This window comes from Ensifer sp. BR816 (assembly GCF_000378985.1).
GTDB lineage: Bacteria > Pseudomonadota > Alphaproteobacteria > Rhizobiales > Rhizobiaceae > Sinorhizobium.
In genome coordinates this window covers 2,138,243-2,162,363 of sequence record NZ_KB905370.1, presented here as the reverse complement: position 1 = coordinate 2,162,363, position 24,121 = coordinate 2,138,243, and the positions used below count along the sequence as shown (strand labels likewise).

The following is a 24,121-nucleotide window of genomic DNA, read 5'->3' as shown; positions in this document are numbered from 1 at the left end:
GTGCTATCGGAAAATTGGAGCAGGGAGCCCGCGCCTTGCCAATCTCCACCCTTGTGGGGGGGAGATGCCCGGCAGGGCAGAGGGGGGGTGCCGGCCCTCGGCACCTCGGAGACGCCGCTTTACGATATCTGAGCGTCGTCCACCCAGAAGCCTCACGCGCTCTTCCGCCGAAACCCCTTGCTCGCCACCATCAGGTTGCGCGTGTAGTCCTCCGCGATGCGCCCCGCGACGAGATCCGCCGACGTCAGCCGCTCGACCACGCGGCCGCCCTGCATCACCGCCAGCCGCTCGCACATATGGGTGACGACGCCGAGGTCGTGGCTGACCATGAGAAAGGTCAGCTTGCGGTCGCGGCGCACCTGTTCGAGCAGGTTCAGCACCTCGGCCTGGACCGACGCATCGAGCGCCGAGGTCGGCTCGTCGAGCAGCAGGATCGAGGGCTCGAGGATCAGCGCCCGGGCGATCGCCACGCGCTGGCGCTGGCCGCCGGAAAGCTGGTGCGGATAACGGAAGCGGAAGCCGGAGCCGAGGCCCACTTCGTCGAGCGCCTTCAGAATGCGGCGCTCGCCGTCGCCGATGCCGTGGATCGCCAGTGGCTCTACCAGTTGCCGGTCGACGGTCTGGCGGGGATGCAGCGAACCATAGGGATCCTGAAACACCATCTGGACGGCGCGATAGAACGCCTTGTCGCGGCGCGCACCGTGAAGTTCGCGCCCCTGAACCCGGATCGCACCCTCGCTCACCGGAGCAAGCCCGGCGATGGCTCTCAGCAGTGTCGACTTGCCCGAACCGGACTCGCCGACAAGACCGAAGGATTCGCCGGCCTCGACTTGCACGCTGGCGGCGTCGAGCGCCCGGAAGTCGTCATAGACGACGCTGAGGTTTTCAACCGAAACAGTCACGGTCATAGCGCCCACTCCGGCTTGCGGTCGAGAACGGGCAAGGGATGGCGGTCGGCACCGATCACGGGCATGCAGTTCAGCAGCCCCTGGGTATAGGGGTGCCTGGCATTGGCGAGTTCCGATGCGGCGATTTCCTCGACGATCCTGCCGGCATACATGACGAGCACGCGATCGCAGAAGGACGAAACCAGCCTCAGATCGTGCGAGACGAAGATCAGTCCCATGCCACGCTCCGCAACCAGCTTGTCGAGGATCGACAGCACTTCGAGCTGCACCGTCACGTCGAGGGCCGAGGTCGGCTCGTCGGCAATCAGCAGCTCGGGTCCCGCGACCAGCATCATGGCGATCATCGCCCGCTGGCCCATGCCGCCCGAAACTTCGTGCGGATAAAGGTCGAAGACGCGGGCGGGATCGCGGATCTGCACCGCCGCCAGCATGTCGAGCGCCCGCTCGCGTGCCTCGGCACGGCTGACCCTCTCATGGCGCCGCAAGGTCTCGACGATCTGCCGGCCGATGCTCATCACCGGGTTCAGCGAGTATTTCGGATCCTGCAGGATCATGGCGATCCGCTTGCCGCGAAGATCGCGCCGAAGCTTCGGCGGTGCCGAGATGAGGTCGATGCCGTCGAAGGCGAGCTGCTTCGCTGAAGCGTCCGCATGCGGCGGCGTCAGCCCCATGATTGCCCGGCCCGTCTGCGACTTGCCGGAGCCGCTCTCGCCGACGATGCCGAGGCGTTCGCGGCCGAGCGTGAAGGAAACGCCGCGCACCGCCTCGACGACGCCGGTGCGGGTCGGGAACCGGACGCGGAGGTCTTCGACGGTGAGCAGCGCACTCATTGGCCGCTCTCCCGTGGATCGAACGCATCGCGCAGGCCGTCGCCGAGCAGGTTAAAGCCGAGGCTGACGATCAGGATGGCGATGCCGGGCATGGTCGCGACCCACCATTGATCGAGGATGAAGCGGCGGCCGGAAGCGATCATGGCGCCCCATTCAGGAAGCGGCGGCTGGGCGCCGAGACCGAGGAAGCCGAGGCCCGCCGCTGTCAGGATGATGCCTGCCATGTCGAGCGTGACGCGCACGATCAGGGACGACATGCACATCGGGATCACGTGGCGGAAGACGATGCGCGCCGGCGAGGCGCCCATCAGGCGCACGGCGGCAATGTAATCGGAATTGCGCACCGTCAGCGTCTCGGCGCGGGCGATGCGCGCATAGGGCGGCCAGGAGGTGATTGCGATGGCGATGACGGCGTTTTCGATGCCGGGGCCAAGCGCTGCAACGAAGGCGAGCGCCAGGACGAGTTTCGGAAAGGCGAGGAAGATATCGGTGATGCGCATCAGGATCGCGTCGATCCAACCGCCGGCATAGCCGGCGACGGCGCCGACGATCAGGCCGACGGGCGCCGCGATGATGGCGACGAGCACGACGACGGCGAGCGTCAGCCGCGACCCATGGATCAGCCGCGACAGGATGTCCCTCCCTTGGTCGTCGGCGCCGAGCAGATATCCCTCGCTGCCGGGCGGCAGCAGCCGCGCGCTGGCGAGGTTGCCGATGACCGGCGAATGCGGCGCGAGAAGGTCGGCGAATGCGGCGACGAAGACGAGGCCGAGGAGAATGAGAAGACCGAGAACCGCGAGGCGGTTCGCCGAAAACCGCCGCCAGGTCATGTAGGCGCGGCCGAGGCGGGCCTGCAGCCGCGATTGCGGCCGGTCGGAGAGCAGCCACTCGCGGCGTGTCATCGGGCGTGTTTCCGTGGCAAGGCTCATCGCGCGCGCGTCCTCGGGTCAAGCGTCCGGTAGAGGAGATCGGAGAGCAGGTTGATGCCGATGAAGACCGATCCGATGATGATCGTCCCGCCGAGGACGGCGTTCATGTCGGCGTTCTGCAGCGAGTTGGTGATGTAGAGGCCGAGCCCAGGCCAGGAGAAAACTGTCTCCGTCAAGACCGAGCCTTCGAGCAGCCCGGCATAGGAAAGCGCGATCACCGTGACCAGCGGCACGGCCGCGTTGCGCAGTGCATGAGCCCAGATGATCCGCGCCTCCGAAAGCCCCTTGGCGCGGGCGGCGACGATGTATTCCTGCTGCAGTTCGTTCAGCATGAAGCTGCGGGTCATGCGGCTGATATAGGCGAGCGAGAAATAGCCGAGCAGCGAGGCAGGCAGGATGATGTGACGGAAGACGTCGCGGAGCACGTCCCATTGCCTCTGCCACAGCGCATCGACCAGGTAGAAGCCGGTGATCGGCGAGAAGGTGTACTCGTAGACGATGTCGATGCGGCCGGGATAGGCGACCCATTTCAGCCGTGCGTAGAAAACGAGCAGCGCCAGCAGCGCCAGCCAGAAGATCGGCACCGAATAGCCGACGAGGCCGATGACGCGGACGATCTGGTCCGCGATGCTGCCACGCTTGACGGCGGCGAGCACGCCCAGCGGTACGCCGATCAGCGCACCGATCAGCGTCCCGACCGTCGCCAGTTCCATGGTCGCCGGAAAGACGCGGCGGATGTCGGTCATCACCGGGTTGGTGGTCAGTACGGAGATGCCGAAATCACCGGAAAGCGCCTGCCGGCAATAGATGACGAACTGCTGGTAAAGGGGCAGGTTGAGCCCCATCGCTTCGCGCGTCCGTTCGACGACGTGCGCGGGCGCCCGGTCGCCGAGAACGGCGAGCACCGGATCGATCGGGATCACCCGGCCGATGAAGAAGGTGACGGCGAGAAGCCCGAGATAGGTGGTCGCCACGACGACGAGAAACTGCAGCGCCGCGGCAACCGCCTTCCGGGAACGGGCACGCCGGCGCCCGTTCATTCGCTCTGCTCCGCTTGTGCTCAAGGAAATGGTCCTTCCGACTATTCCTTGGAGACGTTCCAGACGTAGTTCGTGTCGAAACTCGGACCGAGCTTGAACCCCTTCAGGTTGCTGCGAAGCCCGGCGACCTCCGTCTGCTGGAAGATGACGACGAAGGGGCTGTCCTCGAGGACGGTCTTCTGCAAGCCCTTGTAGATCTCCGCGCGCTTGGCACTGTCGCGCTCGAGCAGTGCTTCCTTGGTCTTCTTGCTCAGTTCCGGAACGTCCCAGGCATTGCGCCAGGCGAGCGTCTTGTTCTTGCCCTCGTCGGAATTGTCCGGGTTGTTGGTGAACGTATCGGCATTTGAATGCGGGTCGAAATAGTCCATGCCCCACTGGCCGATATACATGTCGTGATTGCGGGCGCGATACTTCGTCAACGTCTGCTTGCCGTCACCCGGAATGATTTCGAGCTTCACGCCCGCCTGACCCAGCGTCTGCTGGAAGGATTCCGCAACCCCCGTCACCGGCTGCGTGTTGCGCACGTCCATGGTGACGGTGAAGCCGTCCGGATAGCCGGCCTGCGCCAGCAGTTCCTTGGCCTTGGCGACATCGAAGGTGTAGGGGTTCTCGTTGAGCGCGCCGAGAACGTCCTTCGGCAGGAAGCTCTGGTGGATTTCGCCGATCCCCTTGATCAAGGTTGCACCGATCGCGTCATAGTCGACGAGATATTTGAAGGCCTTCTGTACCTCAGGCTTCGCCAGCTTCTCGTTCTTCTGGTTGAGGCTGATGTAATAGACGGTGCCCTTCGGAGCGCTGGTCGTCGCGAGATCGGCGTTCTTGGAAGCGGCCTCATAGTCGCCCGGCTCGAGATTGCGCGCCACATCGATATCGCCGGCTTCGAGCGCCAGACGCTGGCCGGCGCTTTCCTTCATGTGACGGTAGATGACGCGGGCGAGCATCGCCGGTTCGCCATAGTAGTTTTCGTTGCGCTCCAGCACGACGACCTCGTTCGCCCGCCATTCGCGCAGCTTGAAGGGTCCCGACCCGGCGTAACCAGTCTTCAGCCACTCATTGCCGAAATCGTTGTCGTATTTGTACTTGTCGTCGGGCGTCACTGGCTTGACATGCTCGAGCACCAGCTTCTTGTCGACGACGGAAGCGACGGTCGCGGTCAGGCAGTTGAGCACGAAGCTCGGCGCATAGGGCTGGTCGACGGTAAAGACGAAGGTCTGTGCGTCGGCGGCCTTGGCCTTCTCGGTGACGTTGTCGCCGGTAAGACCGAATTGGGTGAGGATGAAGGCCGGGCTCTTGTCGAGCTTCACGGCGCGCTCGAAGGAATAGGCGACGTCTTCGGCGGTGATCGGGTTGCCCGAAGCGAATTTCATGCCGGGCTTCAGCTTGAACGTATAGGTCAGGCCGTCGTCGGAAACCGTCCAGTTCTCGGCCAGATCGCCGACGACCTTGGAGGTGTCGTTGAGATCGAGGCGGACGAGCAGGCTGTAGGTGTTGCTGGTCATCTCGGCGGTCGAAAGCTCGAAGGCCTCGCCCGGATCCATGGTGATGATGTCGTCGAACGCAAAACCCTCGACCAGGGTGTCCTTCGGCGTTTCAGCAAAGACCGGCTGAGCGGCACCCATCACGAGCGCGAGCGTCGCGGTAGCAGTCAGAAGTCGAAAACGTCCATTGAGCTTATGCATCATTTTGCGCTTCCCTCTTTCTAGCCCTTTGCGGGCTCTTCTTCATGGGTTCAGGCAGCCTCGTGCCAAGCCTGTCCCAGAACTCTCAGCCAGTTCTCGCGGCATATTTTTGTAAGTTCGCGGTCACCATATCCGGCGGCCCTGAGCGCGACAACGAGCTTCTGATTGCCCGCCGCGTCGCCGATTTCCTCCGGTATCGTCGCCCCATCGAAGTCCGAACCGAGGGCAATGCAGTCGATACCGACTCGCTCGACCATGTAGTCGACATGGCGCACCATGTCGGAAAGCGGCGTCGCCGCATCCTCCTGCCCATCGGCCCGCAGCATGGTCGTCGCATAATTGAGTCCGACCAGCCCGCGGCTCTCGCGAATGGCATCGAGCTGCCTGTCGGTAAGGTTGCGGGCGACCGGCGTCAGGACGTGGGCATTGGAATGGCTGGCGACGAGCGGCTGGTCGGTCGTCTCCGCCACGTCCCAGAATCCCTTCTCGGTGATGTGGGCGAGATCGATCAGGATGCCGAGCCGGTTGCAGGCCCGCACCAGTTCGAACCCGGCCTCGGTGAGACCGGGGCCTGTGTCCGGCGATGATGGATAGGCGAAGGGCACGCCATGGCCGAACACATTGTGGCGACTCCAGACCGGCCCTAGCGATCGCAGCCCGGCCGCGTGGAAGGTCTCGAGCGCGGCAAGGTCCGGTCCGATCGCCTCGCAGCCTTCCATGTGCAGGACGGCCGCGAATGTGCGATCCGCCACCGCGTCGCGGATTTCGCCGGTCGAGCGGCAGAGTCGCCAGGCGCCCGCCCGGTCAAGCCTGACCGCAATATCGGCAAGCTCGATCGCCGTCGCGAGCGATGGCAAGTGATCGAGCGGCTCCGACAGCGGCGTCGCGTAATGGCCATTCTTGTCCGGCGTTCTGAGCACCAGATCACCCGATGGGATGTAGATGGCGCACAGGCCGCCGACGAGACCGCCCGCCCTGGCGCGCGGCATGTCGATATGACCCTTGTCGGTCCCTTCGATGAATTCGGCCACCGGGTCGCTTCCACCACGCGCATGCTGCCAGAGGCGCAAAAGCACGTCGTTATGGCCGTCGAAAACCGCCTGCATTCCCAAGATTCCTCATTATTTCAGGGGGATCGGCTGAATACCGCATCCGGTCAGGGACCCGACGATGCTATTGAAAGACATCCCGCTTTTCAATGAATATCAGGGGGATTTCCCGCTCCGGTTCTGTAGCGAAATATTGCACAAGATCCGCAATCGAATGGCGCGCGGAAGTCCGCTGCAGGCATAAAAATCATCGCAAAGGCTGTCCTGACGCGCAAAAATCTGCCATTTCTTCGCTGAAGAGAGAACGCTGTCCGATAGTCGCCGGTCATGACGACCGGTTCGGGTCGTGCTCAAGAGGGGGCTCGGAGTGCCGTCGATCGCTGGGGGAAACCTGACCGCGCGGGCGAGCCGCGCCTTGCTCTTCCTGGGCCTGTTATTCTGCCTTTCCGGCTGCGGCGGGCGTCCCGTCGGCGTCCTTGTCCCTTCCGGCTCCGCCGCGGGCGCCTCGGAAGTCGACCTTCTTGTGGCGACCACCCGCGCCCCATCCAACGATCCCGGCGTCCTCTTTTCGGGCGAACGCAACCCGGAACTCTCGCTGACCGAGATCGTCGTGTCGATCCCCCCCGAGAAGAACCGCAAGGTCGGCCAGGTCCAATGGCCGAAGAAACTGCCGGCCGATCCGAGCCGCGATTTCTCTACCGTCAGCGTCAAACCGCTGGAGCCCGGGGCGGAGACGCAGGCTTGGCTCCACGGGCATCTGCCAAAGAACCGGCGCGTCCTGATTTTCGTCCACGGCTTCAACAACCGCTTCGAGGACGCCGTTTACCGCTACGCCCAAATCGTCCATGATTCCGATGCCGATGTCGCGCCGGTCATCTTCACCTGGCCGTCGCGCGCCAGCATCTTCGACTACAATTACGACAAGGAAAGCACCAACTACTCGCGCGACGCTCTCGAAGAGCTGCTCCATCGCGCCGTGCAGAATCCGGCCGTTGGCGAGATCACGGTGATGGCGCATTCCATGGGATCGTGGCTCACTGTCGAGGCGCTACGGCAGATGGCAATCCGCGACGGCCGCGTGCCCTCGAAGATCACCGACGTCATCCTCGCCTCGCCCGATCTCGACGTCGACGTCTTCAAGAAGCAGATGCAGGCGATGGGCAAATCGCGGCCGAAATTCACGCTCTTCGTCTCTCGCGACGACCGGGCGCTCACGATCTCGCGGCGGATCTCCGGCAATATCGACCGGCTCGGGCAGATCGATCCCGCGGCGGAACCCTACCGGAGCCAACTCGAGAGGGCGGGCATCACGGTGATCGACCTGACGGCACTCAAAGGCGGCGACAAGCTCAACCACGGCAAGTTCGCCGAGAGCCCCGAGGTCGTGCGGCTGCTCGGCAACCGGTTGATCGCCGGACAGACCGTGACGGATTCGGATGTGGGCCTCGGCGAACGGATGGGCGCTGTCGCCCTCGGCACCGCCCAGACCGTCGGCAGCGCCGCCAGCGTCGCCGTCTCGACGCCGATTATGATTTTCGATCCGCGCACCCGTCGAAATTACGACGCGCAGCTCCGCCGTTTTGGCCAATCGGTGGGGAACACCGTCGGATCAACCATCACGCCGTAAGGTGCAAAGCGCGGCCGATGCGACGGCAACGCCTCAATGGAATGTCGACTTCGAGAAGAGATTGAGGACCAGCACCCCGGCGATGATCAGCGCCAGGCCGAGGATCGCCGCCGGGTCGAGCTTCTGTCCGAAAGTGACGTAGCCAACCACCGAAATCAGCACGATGCCGACGCCGCTCCACAGCGCATAGGCGATCCCGACGGGAATATAGCGCAGCGTATAGGACAGGAAGAAGAAGGCGACGGCATAGCAGACCACCATCAGCACCGTCGGCGCGAGCCGCGTGAAATGCTGCGCCGCCTGCATCGCGGACGTGCCGAGCACCTCGAAGACGATGGCGATCACCAGGACGGTGTAGAGCATGGCGGGGTTCACGGCACGTCTCCGAAAAGTTCGAGTTGGATGGATTCCATGTGGTCGGCGATATCACTGCAGTGAAAGCGCCTTGAGCTTTTGAAGCAGGTCGGCCCTCGTGTCTTCATCGACGGCATGGCTCTGCATCAGGTCGGCAAGCCAGATGCCGTCTGCGGCAAATCGGGCGAGCAGGCAATCCGGCGAGCCGTCGGTCTCGGCGAACTCGGCCGAGCGCCGTTCCACCCAATCGCGCCAGCGCGCCTTGAGATGCGGCTCCGCAAGCAGCGCGATCGTCAGCACCCGCCAGCCCTGCCCCTCCGCCTGCGCTTCGAGCTGAAAGCAAACGGTGAGATAGGCGCGCGTAAATCGCCCGCGCTCCTCCGCATCGCCGGCCATCGCCGCCTCGATCGCCCGATCGAAGCGGCCGATCAATTCGTCGAAGAGGCCGTCGAGCAAGGCAAGCTTGTTGGGAAAATGATGCAGCAGCCCGCCTTTGCTGACCCCTGCCGCCTGCGACACCTTTTCGAGGGTGACCGCGGCGATCCCCTGTTCCAGCGACAGCCGCGCGGCGACGTCCAGCAATTGCTGGCGAACCCGCTCCGGCTGCTTCTTTCTTTGATAGGCGTTTGTCATGACTGCCAAAGATACCGTCTGGACGGTTTTGTCAAGCCCTCTTGGATGAAAGACCTCTGACGCGATGAAACGCCGCAAGGCAGGGGCCGACATTGTGCCCGGCGCCGGGCCGCTATACGAACGTGAGCAAAGGACAGGATCATGACGGAAACGAAAACCACGACGCTCTACGAGGCGATCGGCGGCGATGCCGCGGTCCGCGCACTGACGCGGCGGTTCTATGAGCTGATGGACAGCCTGCCCGAAGCGACCCGCTGCCGTGCCGTGCATCCGCCGGATCTCTCCGGCAGCGAGGAAAAGCTCTATGAATATCTGACCGGCTGGCTCGGCGGGCCGCCGATCTATATTGAGAAGCGCGGCCATCCGATGCTGCGCCGGCGGCACTTCATCGCCGAAATCGGCCCGGCCGAACGCGATGAATGGCTGCTCTGCTTCACCCGCGCCCTCGAGGAGACGGTGACGCACCCGAAGCTCCGGGAAATCATCCTCGAACCGATCACCCGGCTCGCCCATCACATGCAGAACAAGGAATGATCATCAAATGCCGAACCGCGGGATGCGTGGGATTGCGCTTTTCATTGCCGGGCTGATGGGTGTTTTCGGCGTCGCCGCCGCCGCGGCCGCTTCACATGGTGCGGATCCGCGGCTGCTCGGCGGGGCATCCGCCATGTGTCTCGCCCATGCGCCGGCTCTCGTCGCGCTCCATGCCGGATGGGCGCATTTCCGCACGGCTCCCCTCGCCGCACTGCTGCTAGCTGCCGGAACCGCACTCTTTGCTGGGGACCTCACCATGCGTCACTTCGCCGGTCACGGCCTGTTCCCGATGTCGGCGCCACTTGGCGGTCTGACGATGATGGCGGGATGGCTGGCCGTCGCTGCGGGGGCGTTCCTGCCCCGCGGCTGAAAAAAGACGGCTCAGGCGCCCTCGACGACCGTGTAGCCTTCGAATTTCGGCGGCCCCAGATACATGGCCCGATTGTCGGCGGCATTGCGATGGGCGGCCCGGAAGTTTTCCGATTTCGTCCAGGCGACGAAGGCGTCCCTGCTTTCCCAGTTCGATTTGGAGATGAACGGAGTATAGCCTTCTGCAGGCACGCTCTCGCCGCGCAGCAGATGGAAGTCGATGAAGCCGGGCATGTCTGCAAGGCTCGAATCACGCCCTTTCCAGACGGCCTCGAATGCCTCTTCCTGACCAAGGGCGACGTGGAAACGGTTCATGGCGACAAACATCGGGCTACCTTTCACGTGCCTTCTTCTCCGGGATCCCGGCTTCGCTTCGCGGGAACGGCAGGATAACGGCGTTTGCCGCCGGCGCAACTCCGAACGGCTCGCGGACCGGAGGACGGGCCTGCCATGCCGGGAATTCCGCCACGTTGGGATTGTCCTCCAGCAAGCGGGCACGACGCGTCAGCACTTCGTAGAGTTCCGGCACCAGCCCGTCGCCGAGCTCCGATGCGAGCTTGTGAAGACCGATCATCATCATTTGATCGGGACGTTCTTCGTTCATCATCGATTCTCCGTGCGGCCGGCACCCAGGGAGAAGGTCGCCGCCGCTGTCGTCAAGAAATCAGTTGTCGCCGCCGTTCGTGGACAGGTCCTGAAGGGCCCTCTCCAGGCTCGATTTCGAGCCGTTGCGCAGCGGCACGAAGGCCTTGCCCCACTTCTTGCAGCCGGTCTTCACGCGCAGACATGCATCGTGGCTGATGCAGTCGATGGGGCAGAAGACGCAGTCGACAGACGGAAGAACGCGATCGATGCGCGACACGGCCTCTCGCAGACCGCCGTCATGGTGGAGGAGTTCCGCACCATAGGAACTGGCGATCTCGCGCAAATGGGCAACTTGGCAATCGCGGCCGCCGACATAGAGGAAGCTGCGCCCCTCGAGCGTTGCCTTGCCGCCGTTGGGCTGCACTGCAGGCGTTTCCTCCCTCGCCTTTCCCTTGCCGCCCTTGCCTGCATGTCGCTTGCCGCGCATCCGTTCTCTCCGTCCTGTCGGCGAAGCGGGTCCCTGCCCTGGTCGCCATCTAAATTCGTTGGCACACACCGATCGGTTGTGCGACGGCGGCAACTTATTAAACTTGATTATCGGAGTAAAGTATAAACTTGAGTATTCAAGTCATATTTATTCAGACAAATGCGAGCCTTCCGCATCGCTTCCGACAAAGAAAATTACCGTGTGAAATCAACGGGAACTGTGAATGGCCAGCTGCCACGGCGGGCTTCCGCGGGGATTGGCGGAAAAGGCGTAGCGCGGCGGACAGTATCGAGGGCTGCCTGATCGAGAATCGGCGAACCTGAGCTTCTCGCCAAACCGACGCCGGCGAGCCCCCCGTCGGACGTGACCGTGAAGCGTACGTGAGCGACGCCGCGCAGACTTTGGCGTTTGGCCTCGGCGGGATAGCGTTTGGCCCGATTGAGCTTGCGCTGTACCTTGCCCTTGTAGTTGTCGAGAACGGCATTGCCCGCTTCCCGAGCCACGGAACCTTGCCTTACGCCAGTGGCGGCGCTGGCCGTTGCATTTTGGGCGCCGTCCGCCTGTCCCTTGACCTGCGAGCTCGCCTGCTCGCCCCCTTCCCCGGCCTTTTTCCGCGTTACCTTCTTTTTCTTTACCGGCTTCTTGGGCTCCGGTTTCTCGACCTTCTTTTCGATCTTTTCCGGTTCCGGTTTCTCTTCCGGAACGACGGTTTCGACCGGGGCCACACTGGCCGTGACCGGAGCCTCGGCGACCTGCGTCACCGGCATCTCCTCTGCCGGCAGAATGACGTCCGCGTCGGTCGGCGTCACTTCGGACGGCTGCTCCGAGACGACATCTGGAGTCGTTGGCTCGACCGCCTCCGCGATCTCTTCCGGCGACTGGATTTCGGTCGGCGTCAGCTCCTCGGAGGTCTCTTCCGTCGGCTCGACGACATCGGACGGATCGCCCGCCTGCAGAGTCTCATCGAAAGCATTGCCAAGCAGCGCAACCTCGGTTGCCTCACCACCGGCCATCTGAGTATCGTCGTTGCTAGAAGCAAACAGCATGGCGCCGCTCGCATGCGCCAGCAAGGAAAGGCCGATCGCCGCGGCCCATTTCATGATGTGCTTCATTTATGCGCCTGCCTTCCATCGGCACGTCAGCGAACGGGATCGTCTCAGCCCTTGAGTTCAACCGCCGATTTGGACCCGGTCTTGAGCCCCGTCATGCAGGCGCCCTTGTCGATGCCCTCGCCGACGCAGGCGGGTGCATCGTTGATCAGCAGGCTCTTCACCGCCTCGCATTTCGTGCCCGGCAGGTCGAACTGCCGGACCTTCGTCTTGCCGGCAGGCAGGTCGCGAAAATCGAGCACAGCCATCCGCTCGACCAGCCCCTTCTGATCGAAGAGGACGAATTCAAACGAAACCTTGGAGAGGGATTGCGGCAGACCGTTGCCGGCGACGAAGGTCAGCTTGCATCCCTTCGCGGACGGCGCAACCTCGTTGAGCTCGATTGTCAGCCCGCTGGCGGCTGTTGCCTCCTGTGCCATGGCCGGCGCTGCCAGCGACAGGATCATCGCTGCGATCGAAAACGCGATACGGGAAAGACAGGCCATCATCACACCACCCAAGCTCCGCATCCGAACCGGCTCTTCCAAGCGGCGGAGGCGATCAATTAACTTGACTATAACTATCCGGTATTGCGTCCTTAAAGAAATATGAGTAATGCAGTCAAGATAGTAATTGGAATGCGCGAGAGGAATGAGGGGATATCGCCTTGCTTCCGCCCCTCGTGAACTGGCCGAAACCGTGACACCAAACGACCCCGATACCCCCCGACCCTCGCAGCCGCCGAGCGCGACCAACGGCTCGCAGCCGATCGTGGAAAGTCACGAGCTTTTCCGCGGCGCCAGCGAGATCCTGATTTCCCATGACGGCGCGATCTACCGGATGCGGATCACCCGACAGGGCAAGTTGATTCTGAATAAATAGCGAGACGACCGATGATCGACAGCACGCGCCCCACGCCCCATGAGATCCGCGCCTACCGCGCGGCGAACCCGAAGATGCGCGAGCGCGACATCGCCGCCCAACTCGGCATTTCCGAAGCGGCCCTCGTCGCTGCCGAATGCGGGCTGACGGCAAGCCGCATCGATGCCGATGCCAATCGTTTCCTGGAGCGCGCTGGGGAACTGGGCGAGGTCATGGCGCTCACACGCAATGAATCCGCCGTCCACGAGAAGATCGGCGTCTATGAGAACGTCAAGACAGGCACCTCTGCAAGCCTCGTGCTCGGATCCGAAATCGACCTGCGGGTTTTCCCATCCGCCTGGGCGCATGGCTTCGCCGTATCGAAGACCGACGCCAATGGCGAAGTCCGCCGCAGCCTGCAGTTTTTCGACAAATGGGGGAACGCGGTTCACAAGGTCCACCTGCGCCCGACGTCGGACCTTGAAGCCTACGACCGGATCGTCGCGGACTTCCGCCTCGAGGACCAATCGCAGGAATGCCTTGCCGAGGCCGGCGCGCCGGCCGCCGACGACGGAACCGCTATGGTCGATACGCAAGCACTGCGCGACCACTGGACGAAGATGACCGACACCCATCAGTTCCACGGCATGTTGCGCAGCCTGAAAATCGGTCGGCGCCAGGCCCTGCATGCCGTCGGAGACGACCTGGCTTGGCAGCTCGACGCCGGTAGCATCGAGACGATGATGCGCGGTAGCGCCGAGATCGAGCTACCGATCATGTGCTTCGTCGGCAGCGCCGGCGTCATCCAGATCCACTCCGGTCCGGTCGCCAACATCGCAACCATGGGGCCGTGGCTCAACGTCATGGACCCGACATTCCACCTGCATCTGCGCACGGATCACATCGCCGAGCTTTGGGCGGTACGCAAGCCGACGTCCGACGGGCATGTGACCTCGCTCGAAGCCCTGGATGCCAAGGGCGAAATGGTCATCCAGTTCTTCGGCAAGCGCAAGGAAGGCTTTGCCGAAAGACCGGAGTGGCGCAACCTCGTCGAGACCCTGACGCGCCTCGACAGCATCGCCGCAGCCTGAGGAGACAAGGGATGAACGGCTTCGATTTCCGCCGCCTGCGCCGCTGGGAACTGGCGCTCGCTGCCTTCGCACTGTCGGCGCCCTTCCTGCTGCCGGCGCTCGCGCCTGGTTCCGCCTCGATTGTCAGCCCCGCAATGGCTGAGACCGTCGAGCAGCCGGATACCTCGCGGGTCGTTTCGATCGGCGGCGCGGTGACCGAGATCATCTATGCGCTCGGCGAGGAGAACCGGCTCGTCGGCCGCGATTCGACGAGCACCTACCCCGAAGCAGCGGCGAAACTCCCCAATGTCGGCTACATGCGGCAATTGGCGCCGGAGGGCATCATCGCCGTCAACCCGGCGGCAATCGTGGCAATCGAAGGCAGCGGGCCGCCCGAGGCGCTGGCGGTGCTGAAGCAGGCGAATATCCCCTTCACGACGATTGCCGACACCTACGACAAGGCCGGCATCCTCGCGAAGATCCGCGCCGTCGGCGCGTTTCTCGGTGTTCCCGACAAGGCCAAAGCCCTGGCCCGGTCCGTCGAGCAGGAGCTCGACGCGGCGTTGGCGGACAGTGCCGCCCGCCCGACAAGCGAACGCAAGCGCGTCCTCTTCATCCTCAGCACCCAGGGCGGCAAGATCATGGCCTCGGGCACCGGTACCGCCGCCAACGGCATCATCGAACTTGCCGGCGCGATCAATGCCACCGGCAATTTTCCCGGCTACAAGCCGCTGACCGACGAGGCGATCGTCGAGGCGAAGCCGGACGTCGTCCTGATGATGGACCGGGGTGGAAGCCATGCCGTAAGCGCCGACGAACTCTTCGCCCTTCCGGCGCTCAGCCTGACGCCGGCGGCGAAAAGCAAGGCGCTCGTCCGCATGGACGGGCTGCACCTGCTCGGTTTCGGCCCGCGCACCGCAAGCGCGGTCCGGGAACTGAATACGGCGGTCTACGGAAAGAAGACCAATGCCTCGCAGTGAGGCCATTGGCGGCACGGGCGGACCTGCCTTGGCTTCGAACTTTGCCCATTCCCGGCAGAAAGGCGATCGATCGGGTGTGGCGCGCGTGCTCATCGCCGCCCTCGTGGTGCTCGCCGTCGCCACCTTCGCGACCTCGATCATGACGGGCGCCGCGGACGCTTCACTCGGAAACGTCTTTGGCTGGCTCGTCGGCGAAACGGCCGCCGACCAGACCTTGAGCATGCGCGATCGCATCATCATCCTGGATATTCGCTTGCCGCGCGCCGTGCTCGGCATGCTGGTCGGTGCGGCGCTTGCCGTTTCCGGCGTCGTGATGCAGGGACTGTTCCGCAACCCGCTGGCCGATCCCGGTCTTGTCGGCGTGTCTTCGGGCGCAAGCCTCGGTGCGGTCCTGGTGATCGTTCTCGGCAGCACGATGCTCGGACCGGTTTTTGCGCTTGTCGGTTTTTACGCGCTACCGCTTGGCGCTTTCCTCGCCGGCCTCGCCACGACGCTTCTCCTCTACCGCATCGCCACGCGCAGCGGCCAGACATCGGTCGCAACGATGCTGCTCGCGGGGATAGCTCTTGGCGCACTCGCCAACGCGGTAACGGGCGTGCTCGTCTTCATCGCCGACGACAAGCAGTTGCGCGATCTCACCTTCTGGGGGCTCGGTTCGCTCGCCGGCGCCAATTGGACGAAGATCCTGGCCGCCGGGCCGATCATCCTCGTTTCGCTTTCCGTCGTCCCTTTCCTGGCACGGGGCCTCAACGCCATCACCCTCGGCGAGGCGGCCGCCTTCCACATGGGGGTGTCCGTGCAGCGCCTCAAGAACATCGCCATTTTGAGCGTCGCCGCGGCAACAGGCGCCTCCGTCGCGGTCAGTGGTGGAATCGGTTTCGTCGGCATCGTCGTGCCGCATCTGCTCCGGCTCGTCATCGGCCCGGATCACCGCTACCTCCTGCCGGCGTCGGCCCTTCTCGGCGGCACGATGCTGATCTTTGCCGATATGGTGGCCCGCACGATCGTCTCCCCCGCCGAACTGCCGATCGGCATTATCACCGCCTTCGTCGGAGCGCCGTTCTTCCTGTGGGTTCTCTTGCGCGGGCGCTCGAACATGGGACTTTGACATGATCCGCGCCTCCGACATCTCCGTTCGCCTCGGCGGCCGGCCCGTGCTCCACGGCGTTTCGTTCGAAGCCGCGCCGGGAAGGATGACGGCGATCGTCGGACCGAACGGCTCCGGCAAGACGACGACCTTGAAGGCGATCTCCGGCGAGCTTCGCCTTTTCAGGGGCGAGGTAACCATCAACGGTCATGACATCGCCCGGCTGAGGCCGTGGGAATTGGCCGTGAAACGGGGCGTCCTGCCCCAATCGACGGTCATCTCCTTCCCGTTCACTGTCCGCGAAATCGTCGGACTCGGCCTGTCAACGGGCGGTTCCGATGCTTCCGGCTTCGACCGCACGGTCGACCATGCGCTCGATGCCGTCGATCTCGCCGGCTTTTCCGGCCGCTTTTATCAGGAACTGTCGGGCGGCGAGCAGCAGCGCGTCCAGCTTGCCCGCGTGCTTTGCCAGATTTCCGCGCCGGTCAGCGACGGCGAGCCGCGCTACCTTCTACTCGACGAGCCGGTGTCGAGCCTGGACATCCGCCACCAACTGACCATCATGCGGCTGGCGCGCCAATTCTGCGAGCAAGGCGGCGGCGTCATTGCGGTGATGCACGACCTCAACCTGACGGCGATGTTTGCCGACCAGATGGTGATGATGAAATCAGGCCGCATCCGCGCCCTCGGCGCGCCGAAGGACGTCCTGACCAACGAGACCATGGAAGCGGTGTTTGGATGCCGGATGCAGGTCAGCATGGCACCGGCCCGCGATGTGCCCTTCGTCCTGCCGCAGACCGCGTCGCTTTGATATTTCGGACGCCGGCGCTGCGTGGCAACGTCAAGATTTAGCGAAACAAATTTCTCCCTTATGCGTTGATCCCGGGCGTGCCACGTCCGGCGCGCCGCCGAGAATGTGCCGGACGTTGGCCGGCAGCGAAGCGAAGGGAGCGACAAGATGGCGACGGGTCTCTTTTCAAGTTCAAGCAGCAGGAAGCGCAACGGCGGTGCGGTCGACGCATCGATAGAGGACCAACTCCAGGAAATTCGGGAAGACATAGCGCAACTCGTGGCGCTGATCGCCGATCGGGGCGTGGAAGCCTCGCGGGAAGTGAAGGCCAAGGCCCGCAGCACCCGCAAGCAAGCGGAATCCGACCTGAAAGACCTGCTGGAGAACGGCGAGCAGATGCTTTCCGATCTGCGCAGCCGTTATGCGGATACCGAAAGGGAGGTTCGCCGGGCGGTGCGCGAGCATCCGGTCGCCACCCTCGGCGCCGCAGCGGCGATCGGCCTCATCGCGGCCGCGCTTCTGCGACGCTAGCTGCCGCGCGACAGTCGGGGCGGAGCGAAACATATGGCTCAAAGCGCATGTCGCCCATTTTCGGTGCGCTACGATGGGGAGAAGCTGGCATGCAGACCTTAGGAGCCGTCTTGACCGCCTTGCTTGCAGCCGACTTCGGCGCCGCGGCCTCGCGCTACAAGCGCAATGCGCTTCTATGGGCGCTCGTCGCCGCGCTTCTCGGCACCGCCTATGTGTTCGCGCTTGTGGCGATCGCCCTTGTTCTCGCCGACCGCTATTCGCCGGTCGTCGCCACGGCGGCGATCGCCATCGCGCTTCTCGCGGCTGCCCTCGTCATTGTTGCCGTGATGGCTGCGCTGAACGCCCGCGACCGGCGTATCCTGGACGAACGCCGCCGGCGTTCGCTGCTTCAGACGAACCTCGCGCTTGCCGCGGCCACAAGCCTCCTGCGCAAGCAGCCGCTGCTGGGAGTCGGCACGGCGATCGCCGTGGGGCTGCTGCTCGGTCTCGGCAAAGGGCGGCGTCGCGGCGACCGGCATTGATCGCTCGCCTCAGCTGTATCGACCCCGGAAACACGTGGTCAGAGAGGCAGCCGGATCAACGCTGTGACGCCCGCCGGCAGATATTCGACCTTGACGGAACTGCCGATGATCTTGTCGAGGCTCCGCTCGATCAGCAGCGAGCCGAAACCGCGCCGGCGCGGTTCACGAACTGGCGGACCGCCGACTTCCGTCCAGGTCAGGTGCAGCACGGCCCCGCCTTCCTCGACGACCCCGCGCGCCGTCAGAACGATCTTGCCCTTCGGTACCGACAGCGAGCCATATTTCACCGCATTGGTCGCCAGTTCATGCAGCACGAGGCCGAGGCCGACCGCCTGATCAGGGCCGAGCAGAACCTCGTCCTTGTGGATTTCCACCTGCTCGGCATAGTCGCTGACATAGGGCTTGAGCTGCTTGGAAATCAGCTCCGCTAGGCGGATCGTCCCCCATTCGTAATCGGAAAGCAGCCCATGCGCCTCGGAGATAGCCTGCAGCCTGCCGGCAAAGGCGGTCATGAACTCGGCCGGGTCGCTGGTCTGGCGAAGCGTCTGGCGCGCCAGCGATTGCAGCATTGCAAGGGTGTTCTTGACCCGGTGATTCAATTCCTTCAACAGCAGCCGCGTCCGCTGCACAGAGGCCTGCTGTTCGGTGACATCGATCGTCATGCCGAGAAACGTCAGCGCCGAGCCCTTGCTGTCCCGGTCGTGCACCCGGCCGCGGCCGAGCAGCCAGCGTCCGTTCGCGCGAATCCGGAACATGCCGTCATACTCCTCGTTGGCGGCCATCGCCTGCCTGAGCTTGAAGAAGGTCGCACCGCGATCGTCCGGATGGATCGCGCCAAAGACGGCCCTGGCGGTCAATATCCGCTCCGGCGGAAGCCCGAACATGCGCATCATCGCGCCATTGCCCGCCACGGTCCCGGCGCGAATATCCCAGAGCCAGCTGCCGACATTGGCGGCGTCAAGTGCCATCGCGAGCCGCTGTTCCTCGCGGGAGAGCGCGGCCTCCTTGAGCGCGCGCCGACGCGCCTCGTCCTTGAGCTTGAGCAACGAGGCGGCAGAGTCGGCAACAAGCTGCAACGCGTTTAGCTGTGTCGCGGTGACGTCGGTGCGTGCGGCCCGGTCGAAGACGCAGACAGTGCCCACCGCCTGTCCGCCCAGGACTATCGGGGCGCCTGCATAGAAACGCAGGAAGGGCGCTTGCGCGACCTTTCGATTGTGACGCAGGGCCGGATGCAGGGACGCGTCGAGCACAAGAAATGCACCATGACCGCCATTGCCGATTGCATGGGCTGAGAAGGATTCGTCGGCGCGCGTCCTGGTCTCCGTCGTCCCGACGGCTGCCTTGAACCACTCCCATTCATGATCGACGAGCGTGACGAGGGCCATCGGCGCCTCGAACAGGCCGGCGGCCAGCTTCGCCAGCGGTTCGAAGTCGCTGTCGGCGACGGCCATGTCCGGCGCCGTCGCATGCAGCACGCCGAGCCGCTCTCGTGAACCGAGCGTCTCAGCCATTGCCGGAAGCATTGCTTGTGCCTTCTCGTGCATTCCGCCCGAACTCCAACCCCCATCCCGCCCGCAACATCGAGTGGTTAGGAACGCCGGGGCTCATCCGTCGAAGCAATGAGACCCGTGCCCCACTTCGCGGCTGGCCCGTGGAACTATGCAGCAATTCTAAACGCCGCCGCAATCCATGCTTCGAGTAAACGCGCATTGCAAAGCAGAAATAAGGAAGGAAGCGCCGTGGCGATGAGGACTTGTCAGGACACGAAGGCCCGCGACGTGATGGGCGCCGAGGTTTCGTCCGGCCCATAGTCGTTCTCGCCCTGGATCTGGAGAATCTCCTGGAGGCGCTGGCGTGCTCGGTTGACGCGGCTCTTGATCGTGCCCAGCGCGCAGCCGCAAATCGTCGCGGCCTCTTCGTAGGAGAAGCCCGAAGCGCCGACGAGAACGATCGCCTCGCGCTGGTCCGGCGGCAACTGGTCGAGGGCGCGGCGGAAATCCTGCAGGTCGAGCGAGCCGTATTGTTCCGGATGGTGTGCCAGCGTCTCCGTGAAATGACCGTCGCTGTCCTGGATCTCGCGGCCGCGCTTGCGCATCTGGCTGTAGAGTTCGTTCCGCAGGATCGTGAAGAGCCAGGCCTTCATGTTTGTGCCCATCTCGAAATGATCCTGCTTGGCCCAGGCTTTCATGATGGTGTCCTGCACGAGATCATCGGCCCGGTCGTGGCGGCCGATCAGCGACATGGCGAAGGCGCGCAGGCTCGGCAGGGCCGCAAGCATCTCACGCTTGAACTCTTGGTTTTCCGACTGGTTGTCCGACATCCCGGCGCTCACTCCTTGCCATCCAGCATGGATCGTTTTTCCACGGCCTCAAGCTTTTCCAGAAGATCGAGGAAGCGAGCGGGAATTCCCTCTTCCTGTACCGACAGGTAAAGTGCTTTCAGCTTTGCCGCGATCTGCGCGTTCGGATCGTCAGACTTCGGACGCATTCCGACCGTCCGTCCTGCCCCTGAAGTATATCTCATCGTATAACTGCCGCCCTTGAAACTTCGCCTGCACCATAACGCGGCGGAAAAATGAAATGTTCCGCGCCGGAACCTTTTTTTCATCGGAACGTTTCCGCAGCGGAACCACGTTCAAAAGACAACGTTCAAAAGAACATGGATTGAGGGAGTCCTGCATGACACTGTCCACCCGCATAGCTCCATTTCTCCCCTATCTGCGCCGCTATTCACGCGCCTTGACCGGATCGCAGACATCGGGTGACGCCTATGTCGCGGCCGTGCTCGAAGCGTTGATCGCCGATACCTCCATTTTCCCCGAGGCCAGCAGCGACAGGGTCGCGTTGTTTCGTCTCTTCAGCTCGCTGTTCGGTTCTTCGTCCGTGTTCGTCCCCGAGCCGGTCTCGCCATTTGCCTGGGAACAGCGCGCCTCCGTCAATCTTGCGGCCGTATCTCCGGTCGCACGCCAGGCCTTCCTGCTGGTGTCCGTCGAAGGCTTTGCCCCGCAGGAAGCTGCGGAAGTCCTCGACGTCGATACGGCCAAGCTCACCGCGCTGCTCGACCGCGCTTCGCAGGAAATCTCCCGTCAGGTCGCGACCGACATCATGATCATCGAGGATGAGCCGCTGATCGCCATCGACATCGAGCAGATGGTCGAAAGTCTCGGCCATCGCGTGACGGGCATTGCGCGCACCAAGGACGAGGCGATCGCTCTGTTCAAGACGGCAGCGCCGGGAATGGTGCTCGCCGATATCCAGCTCGCCGACGGCAGCTCCGGCATCGACGCGGTCAACGAAATCCTCAAGACCAGCATCGTCCCGGTGATATTCATCACTGCTTTCCCCGAGCGGCTTCTAACCGGCGAAAGGCCGGAGCCGACATTCCTGGTGACGAAGCCCTTCAACCCGGAGATGGTCAAGGCGCTGATCAGCCAGGCCCTGTTCTTCAACGAATCGACCAGGGCCGCCGCCTAAAGCTTCAACGACAGAAGGAAGCGCCCTTGTCGGGGCGATTGCGCTGCGCCTGATGTGGACGCGGCCGACGCGGTCGGCTTCTAAAAATTCTGAAAGCAAAACCAATCGAGACCTGCAAAGGAAAACAGCCAGTGCCGAGGGAAGGGCACTGGCTGAGGTCTTTCAACTCACTGAGGGGGATGTGAGTTGGAACCGGCGGTATGCCTCCGACGTCACATTGGGGGCGATGTGCGTCGCCGCTCGGTTATTGCCAATAATGCGCGAGCAGCGAAAAGGTTCCGCGAAAAATTCGGAGTTTCTACCTATTCGATCGACTCCAGTTCGGCGCGGTGCCGATAGAGCGCCAGGAAGCGTCGGTAGTCGCGGTCGTAGAGGTCGCGCAATGCCGGGTTCGGATGCCTCTCCTGTCCGGCCGAGGCCATGGCGCCACCCGCATGTGCGAGGTCGGGATAGAGGTTGCCGGCCACCGCGGCTGTGATGGCAGTCCCGAGCAGAACGGCATCCGGGGCCTGCGGCATCACCACCCGGCAGCCGGTGGCGTCGCAATAGAGCTCCATCAGCAGCGGATTGCGCACGTGGCCGCCGGTCACGTGCAGCGTATCGAGGTCGTAGCCCGCCTCCTTCATCATCTCGAGGATGTGGCGAATGCCGAGCGCTATGGCGACACAGGTCCGCCAATAGAGGCGGCAGAGCGCGTCGAAGGACGAGTCGAGCGCCAGCCCGCTGACGACGCCAAGCGCATGCGGATCGGCAAGCGGCGAGCGGTTGCCGTGAAAATCGGGAAGGACATGCAAGCGGTCGGCGAAGCCGTCGCCGTGCTCGGCGCGCAATTCCTGCACGCGCCCGATGATCCTGCTGTGGGTTTCGGCCGTCGGCTGCAGCCCGCCCCCGTGCAGGCGCACGACATGATCGAGCAGCGCGCCGGTCGCCGATTGCCCGCCTTCGATCAGCCAGAAACCGGGCAGCACCGCTTCGAAATAGGGCCCCCACATGCCGAAGCCCGGCTTCATCTCCTTCGAGAAGGCGACGATGCAACTCGACGTCCCGGCGATCAGAGCCAGTTGGCGTTCGAGCTTCGCCGGTTCGCCGGCGAAGCCTGCGAGCACGCCCAGCGCTCCCGCATAGGCATCGATCAAGCCCGGCGCGACCCGGCATTCGGTGTCGAGACCGAGTTCCGCGGCGGCCTTCGCCGCGAGACTTCCGACGGCACGCTCCACCGGCAGCGTCTCTTCGGGCAAGCCACCGCGCTCGAGAAGGTCTCCGAGACCGATCCGCTCGAGATAGTCCTGCTGCCAGCCGCGCTCCTTATGGGCAAGATAGTTCCATTTCGCCGTCAACGTGCAGCGCGACCGCGCCGCGTTTCCCGTTGCCCGCCAGGACATATAGTCTGCAAGATCGAAGAAATAGCCTGCTCGCTCCCACTGGCGAGGCAGGTTTTTCTTCAGCCACATCAGCTTCGGCATCTCCATCTCCGGCGACATGACCCTGCCCGAGTGATCGAGGACCGGATGCTCGGTCGCCGTGCAGAAATCCGCCTCCGCCAGCGCCCGATGGTCGAGCCAGACGATCGTGTCCCAGCGCGGTTCGCCGCGGCGGTTGACCGACAGCGGCGCGCCGTCACGGTCAAGCACGACCAGCGAACAGGTGGCATCGAAGCCGATTGCCGCAATGCTCTCGGCGCCAATTCCCGCCATCTGGCGCGCCGCCCGCACCGCTTCGCAGACGGCGGCCCAGATGTCTTCGGAATCGTGCTCGGCGTGGTTCTCCTCCGGCCGGTTCATGGCAATCGGCCGGTCGGCCCGGGCCAGAAGCGCGCCTTTCCGGTCAAAGATGCCGGCGCGGGCGCTGCCGGTTCCGATATCGACCGCCACGACATATTCGCGCATCAATGGATGACCCCGTCCCGAGATGATTGTTGGATTTTCAGCTAGCCGGAGCAGTGCAGCCGGGACCGCCCCACCCTGCTCTCCCTATTGCCGGACAAACTGTATCAATTCGCCCATGTCGTCAAACAAGACGTCAGGATCAAGGCCGGCGAGCACCTGCCGATGCCGCTCGTTTCGGGCGTGGCTGGCGCCAGCGAAGGCAAAGACCCGCATGCCCGCCGCCTTGGCCGCCTCGATCCCGGCCGGACTGTCCTCGATGACGATACAGTCCGCCGGCGCGTAGCCCATTTCGGCGCTCGCATGCAGGAACAGATCGGGAGCAGGCTTGCCGCGCGCCACCATGGTCGCGCTGAAGATATGCGGCTCGAAGAGATCGATGAGGCCGGTCACCGTCAGAGACAGGCGAATGCGCTCCGGCTGGCTGGAAGAGGCGACGCAGCAGGCCGCGCCGAGCTGTTCGACCGCCTCGCGTATGCCGGGAACGGACTTCAGTTCCTGTCGAAACCGCGCATAAAGCTGCTTCCTCATTGCTTCGAGAAAGGCATCGTCGGTCGCAAGCCCGTATTCATCGTGCAGGATTGCCGACATGCTCTTGAGGCTGCGGCCGAGGAATCGCTCGCTCGCCTCCTCCGTCGTCATCAAAACGCCGGCCGCATCCAGCGCCTCGACAAGCACGCTGAGCGAGATCGGTTCGCTGTCCACAAGCACGCCGTCGCAGTCGAAAATGACCAGTCTCGTGGCGTGCCCCGCCATCGCAAGAGCCTTTCATGTCTAAATGGAAGCAATTCTGCCGGTGCAGGTTTTCGTCAG

At 63.8% G+C, this 24,121-nt stretch carries 29 protein-coding genes; 11 read left to right on the top strand and 18 right to left on the bottom strand.

Features of this window, described 5'->3' with window-relative positions:
- Nucleotides 1-152: 152 nt before the first annotated feature.
- The 6 genes from RHIBR816_RS0110410 to RHIBR816_RS0110385 are packed head-to-tail and all read right to left on the bottom strand — an operon-like array spanning nt 153 to nt 6,492.
- A complete protein-coding gene (locus RHIBR816_RS0110410) occupies nt 153-908 on the bottom strand; it encodes an ABC transporter ATP-binding protein (RefSeq protein WP_018236476.1) in 756 nt (251 codons plus the stop codon).
- Nucleotides 905-1,738, bottom strand: a complete 834-nt coding sequence (locus RHIBR816_RS0110405; RefSeq protein WP_018236475.1) for an ABC transporter ATP-binding protein — start codon at nt 1,736-1,738, stop codon at nt 905-907. Before RHIBR816_RS0110405 ends, RHIBR816_RS0110410 begins: the two co-directional genes overlap by 4 nt.
- A complete protein-coding gene (locus tag RHIBR816_RS0110400; RefSeq protein WP_026186846.1) occupies nt 1,735-2,667 on the bottom strand; it encodes an ABC transporter permease in 933 nt (310 codons plus the stop codon). The genes RHIBR816_RS0110405 and RHIBR816_RS0110400 overlap by 4 nt, the downstream gene beginning before the upstream one ends.
- Nucleotides 2,664-3,707 carry an ABC transporter permease gene (locus RHIBR816_RS0110395; protein WP_018236473.1) on the bottom strand — a complete coding sequence of 348 codons (1,044 nt, stop codon included), beginning with the start codon at nt 3,705-3,707 and terminating at the stop codon, nt 2,664-2,666. The genes RHIBR816_RS0110400 and RHIBR816_RS0110395 overlap by 4 nt, the downstream gene beginning before the upstream one ends.
- 41 nt (nt 3,708-3,748) lie before the next feature.
- A complete protein-coding gene (locus RHIBR816_RS0110390) occupies nt 3,749-5,389 on the bottom strand; it encodes an ABC transporter substrate-binding protein (RefSeq protein ID WP_018236472.1) in 1,641 nt (546 codons plus the stop codon).
- A 47-nt stretch (nt 5,390-5,436) separates the two neighbouring features.
- The gene (locus tag RHIBR816_RS0110385) at nt 5,437-6,492 is read right to left on the bottom strand and encodes a dipeptidase (protein WP_018236471.1); all 1,056 of its coding nucleotides are present in this window, start codon (nt 6,490-6,492) and stop codon (nt 5,437-5,439) included.
- Nucleotides 6,493-6,802: 310 nt separating this feature from the next.
- On the opposite strand from RHIBR816_RS0110385, the gene RHIBR816_RS0110380 reads away from it, so the two are divergent.
- On the top strand, nt 6,803-8,062 hold the full coding sequence (locus RHIBR816_RS0110380; RefSeq protein ID WP_026186845.1) for an alpha/beta hydrolase: 1,260 nt from the start codon (nt 6,803-6,805) through the stop codon (nt 8,060-8,062).
- A gap of 33 nt (nt 8,063-8,095) precedes the next feature.
- Here RHIBR816_RS0110380 and RHIBR816_RS0110375 read toward each other — a convergent pair whose 3' ends face one another.
- The gene (locus RHIBR816_RS0110375; protein WP_018236469.1) at nt 8,096-8,425 is read right to left on the bottom strand and encodes an SMR family transporter; all 330 of its coding nucleotides are present in this window, start codon (nt 8,423-8,425) and stop codon (nt 8,096-8,098) included.
- 63 nt (nt 8,426-8,488) lie between these two features.
- A complete protein-coding gene (locus tag RHIBR816_RS0110370) occupies nt 8,489-9,049 on the bottom strand; it encodes a TetR/AcrR family transcriptional regulator (RefSeq protein WP_018236468.1) in 561 nt (186 codons plus the stop codon).
- 141 nt (nt 9,050-9,190) lie between these two features.
- Between RHIBR816_RS0110370 and RHIBR816_RS0110365 the strand changes: the two genes are divergently transcribed.
- Entirely contained in the window at nt 9,191-9,583 is a 393-nt protein-coding gene (locus RHIBR816_RS0110365; RefSeq protein WP_018236467.1) for a globin, read from the top strand.
- Nucleotides 9,584-9,590: 7 nt separating this feature from the next.
- Nucleotides 9,591-9,953, top strand: a complete 363-nt coding sequence (locus RHIBR816_RS0110360) for a DUF423 domain-containing protein (RefSeq protein ID WP_018236466.1) — start codon at nt 9,591-9,593, stop codon at nt 9,951-9,953.
- Nucleotides 9,954-9,964: 11 nt separating this feature from the next.
- Here RHIBR816_RS0110360 and RHIBR816_RS0110355 read toward each other — a convergent pair whose 3' ends face one another.
- From RHIBR816_RS0110355 to RHIBR816_RS0110335, 5 genes are all read right to left on the bottom strand, one after another.
- Nucleotides 9,965-10,279 (bottom strand): antibiotic biosynthesis monooxygenase, encoded by a 315-nt coding sequence (locus RHIBR816_RS0110355; RefSeq protein ID WP_018236465.1) that lies wholly within the window; start codon nt 10,277-10,279, stop codon nt 9,965-9,967.
- 4 nt (nt 10,280-10,283) lie between these two features.
- Nucleotides 10,284-10,556 carry a hypothetical protein gene (locus RHIBR816_RS0110350; RefSeq protein ID WP_026186843.1) on the bottom strand — a complete coding sequence of 91 codons (273 nt, stop codon included), beginning with the start codon at nt 10,554-10,556 and terminating at the stop codon, nt 10,284-10,286.
- 60 nt (nt 10,557-10,616) lie between these two features.
- Nucleotides 10,617-11,024, bottom strand: a complete 408-nt coding sequence (locus RHIBR816_RS0110345; RefSeq protein ID WP_018236463.1) for a DUF2325 domain-containing protein — start codon at nt 11,022-11,024, stop codon at nt 10,617-10,619.
- Between the two features lie 194 nt (nt 11,025-11,218).
- Nucleotides 11,219-12,136: an energy transducer TonB gene (locus tag RHIBR816_RS0110340; protein ID WP_018236462.1), complete on the bottom strand. Its 918-nt coding sequence runs from the start codon at nt 12,134-12,136 to the stop codon at nt 11,219-11,221.
- A gap of 44 nt (nt 12,137-12,180) precedes the next feature.
- The gene (locus RHIBR816_RS0110335; protein WP_026186842.1) at nt 12,181-12,618 is read right to left on the bottom strand and encodes a hypothetical protein; all 438 of its coding nucleotides are present in this window, start codon (nt 12,616-12,618) and stop codon (nt 12,181-12,183) included.
- Between the two features lie 145 nt (nt 12,619-12,763).
- Here RHIBR816_RS0110335 and hemP point away from each other — a divergent pair, with 145 nt between their 5' ends.
- The 7 genes from hemP to RHIBR816_RS0110300 all read left to right on the top strand — a co-directional run bounded on the left by hemP (nt 12,764) and on the right by RHIBR816_RS0110300 (nt 17,952).
- Entirely contained in the window at nt 12,764-12,994 is a 231-nt protein-coding gene (hemP, locus tag RHIBR816_RS38320) for a hemin uptake protein HemP (protein WP_018236460.1), read from the top strand.
- Between the two features lie 11 nt (nt 12,995-13,005).
- Nucleotides 13,006-14,064 carry a hemin-degrading factor gene (locus tag RHIBR816_RS0110325; RefSeq protein WP_018236459.1) on the top strand — a complete coding sequence of 353 codons (1,059 nt, stop codon included), beginning with the start codon at nt 13,006-13,008 and terminating at the stop codon, nt 14,062-14,064.
- 11 nt (nt 14,065-14,075) lie between these two features.
- The gene (locus tag RHIBR816_RS0110320; protein ID WP_018236458.1) at nt 14,076-15,023 is read left to right on the top strand and encodes a hemin ABC transporter substrate-binding protein; all 948 of its coding nucleotides are present in this window, start codon (nt 14,076-14,078) and stop codon (nt 15,021-15,023) included.
- The gene (locus tag RHIBR816_RS0110315) at nt 15,010-16,131 is read left to right on the top strand and encodes an iron ABC transporter permease (protein ID WP_018236457.1); all 1,122 of its coding nucleotides are present in this window, start codon (nt 15,010-15,012) and stop codon (nt 16,129-16,131) included. The genes RHIBR816_RS0110320 and RHIBR816_RS0110315 overlap by 14 nt, the downstream gene beginning before the upstream one ends.
- Before the next feature lies 1 nt (nt 16,132).
- Nucleotides 16,133-16,921, top strand: a complete 789-nt coding sequence (locus RHIBR816_RS0110310) for a heme ABC transporter ATP-binding protein (RefSeq protein ID WP_018236456.1) — start codon at nt 16,133-16,135, stop codon at nt 16,919-16,921.
- A 147-nt stretch (nt 16,922-17,068) separates the two neighbouring features.
- Nucleotides 17,069-17,431 (top strand): DUF883 family protein, encoded by a 363-nt coding sequence (locus RHIBR816_RS0110305; RefSeq protein ID WP_026186840.1) that lies wholly within the window; start codon nt 17,069-17,071, stop codon nt 17,429-17,431.
- 89 nt (nt 17,432-17,520) lie between these two features.
- On the top strand, nt 17,521-17,952 hold the full coding sequence (locus RHIBR816_RS0110300) for a hypothetical protein (protein WP_018236454.1): 432 nt from the start codon (nt 17,521-17,523) through the stop codon (nt 17,950-17,952).
- Nucleotides 17,953-17,990: 38 nt separating this feature from the next.
- Here the strand turns inward: RHIBR816_RS0110300 and RHIBR816_RS0110295 are convergent, their stop codons facing one another.
- From RHIBR816_RS0110295 to RHIBR816_RS0110285, 3 genes are all read right to left on the bottom strand, one after another.
- The gene (locus tag RHIBR816_RS0110295) at nt 17,991-19,496 is read right to left on the bottom strand and encodes a sensor histidine kinase (RefSeq protein WP_026186839.1); all 1,506 of its coding nucleotides are present in this window, start codon (nt 19,494-19,496) and stop codon (nt 17,991-17,993) included.
- A 212-nt stretch (nt 19,497-19,708) separates the two neighbouring features.
- Complete coding sequence (locus tag RHIBR816_RS0110290) at nt 19,709-20,272, bottom strand: RNA polymerase sigma factor (RefSeq protein WP_018236452.1); 564 nt, start codon at nt 20,270-20,272, stop codon at nt 19,709-19,711.
- An 8-nt stretch (nt 20,273-20,280) separates the two neighbouring features.
- Entirely contained in the window at nt 20,281-20,475 is a 195-nt protein-coding gene (locus tag RHIBR816_RS0110285; RefSeq protein ID WP_026186838.1) for a NepR family anti-sigma factor, read from the bottom strand.
- 155 nt (nt 20,476-20,630) lie between these two features.
- Here RHIBR816_RS0110285 and RHIBR816_RS0110280 point away from each other — a divergent pair, with 155 nt between their 5' ends.
- The gene (locus RHIBR816_RS0110280; RefSeq protein WP_018236450.1) at nt 20,631-21,425 is read left to right on the top strand and encodes a response regulator; all 795 of its coding nucleotides are present in this window, start codon (nt 20,631-20,633) and stop codon (nt 21,423-21,425) included.
- A gap of 302 nt (nt 21,426-21,727) precedes the next feature.
- Here the strand turns inward: RHIBR816_RS0110280 and RHIBR816_RS0110275 are convergent, their stop codons facing one another.
- A complete protein-coding gene (locus RHIBR816_RS0110275) occupies nt 21,728-23,311 on the bottom strand; it encodes an FGGY-family carbohydrate kinase (protein WP_026186837.1) in 1,584 nt (527 codons plus the stop codon).
- 84 nt (nt 23,312-23,395) lie between these two features.
- Complete coding sequence (locus tag RHIBR816_RS0110270) at nt 23,396-24,064, bottom strand: HAD family phosphatase (RefSeq protein WP_018236448.1); 669 nt, start codon at nt 24,062-24,064, stop codon at nt 23,396-23,398.
- Nucleotides 24,065-24,121: the final 57 nt, after the last annotated feature.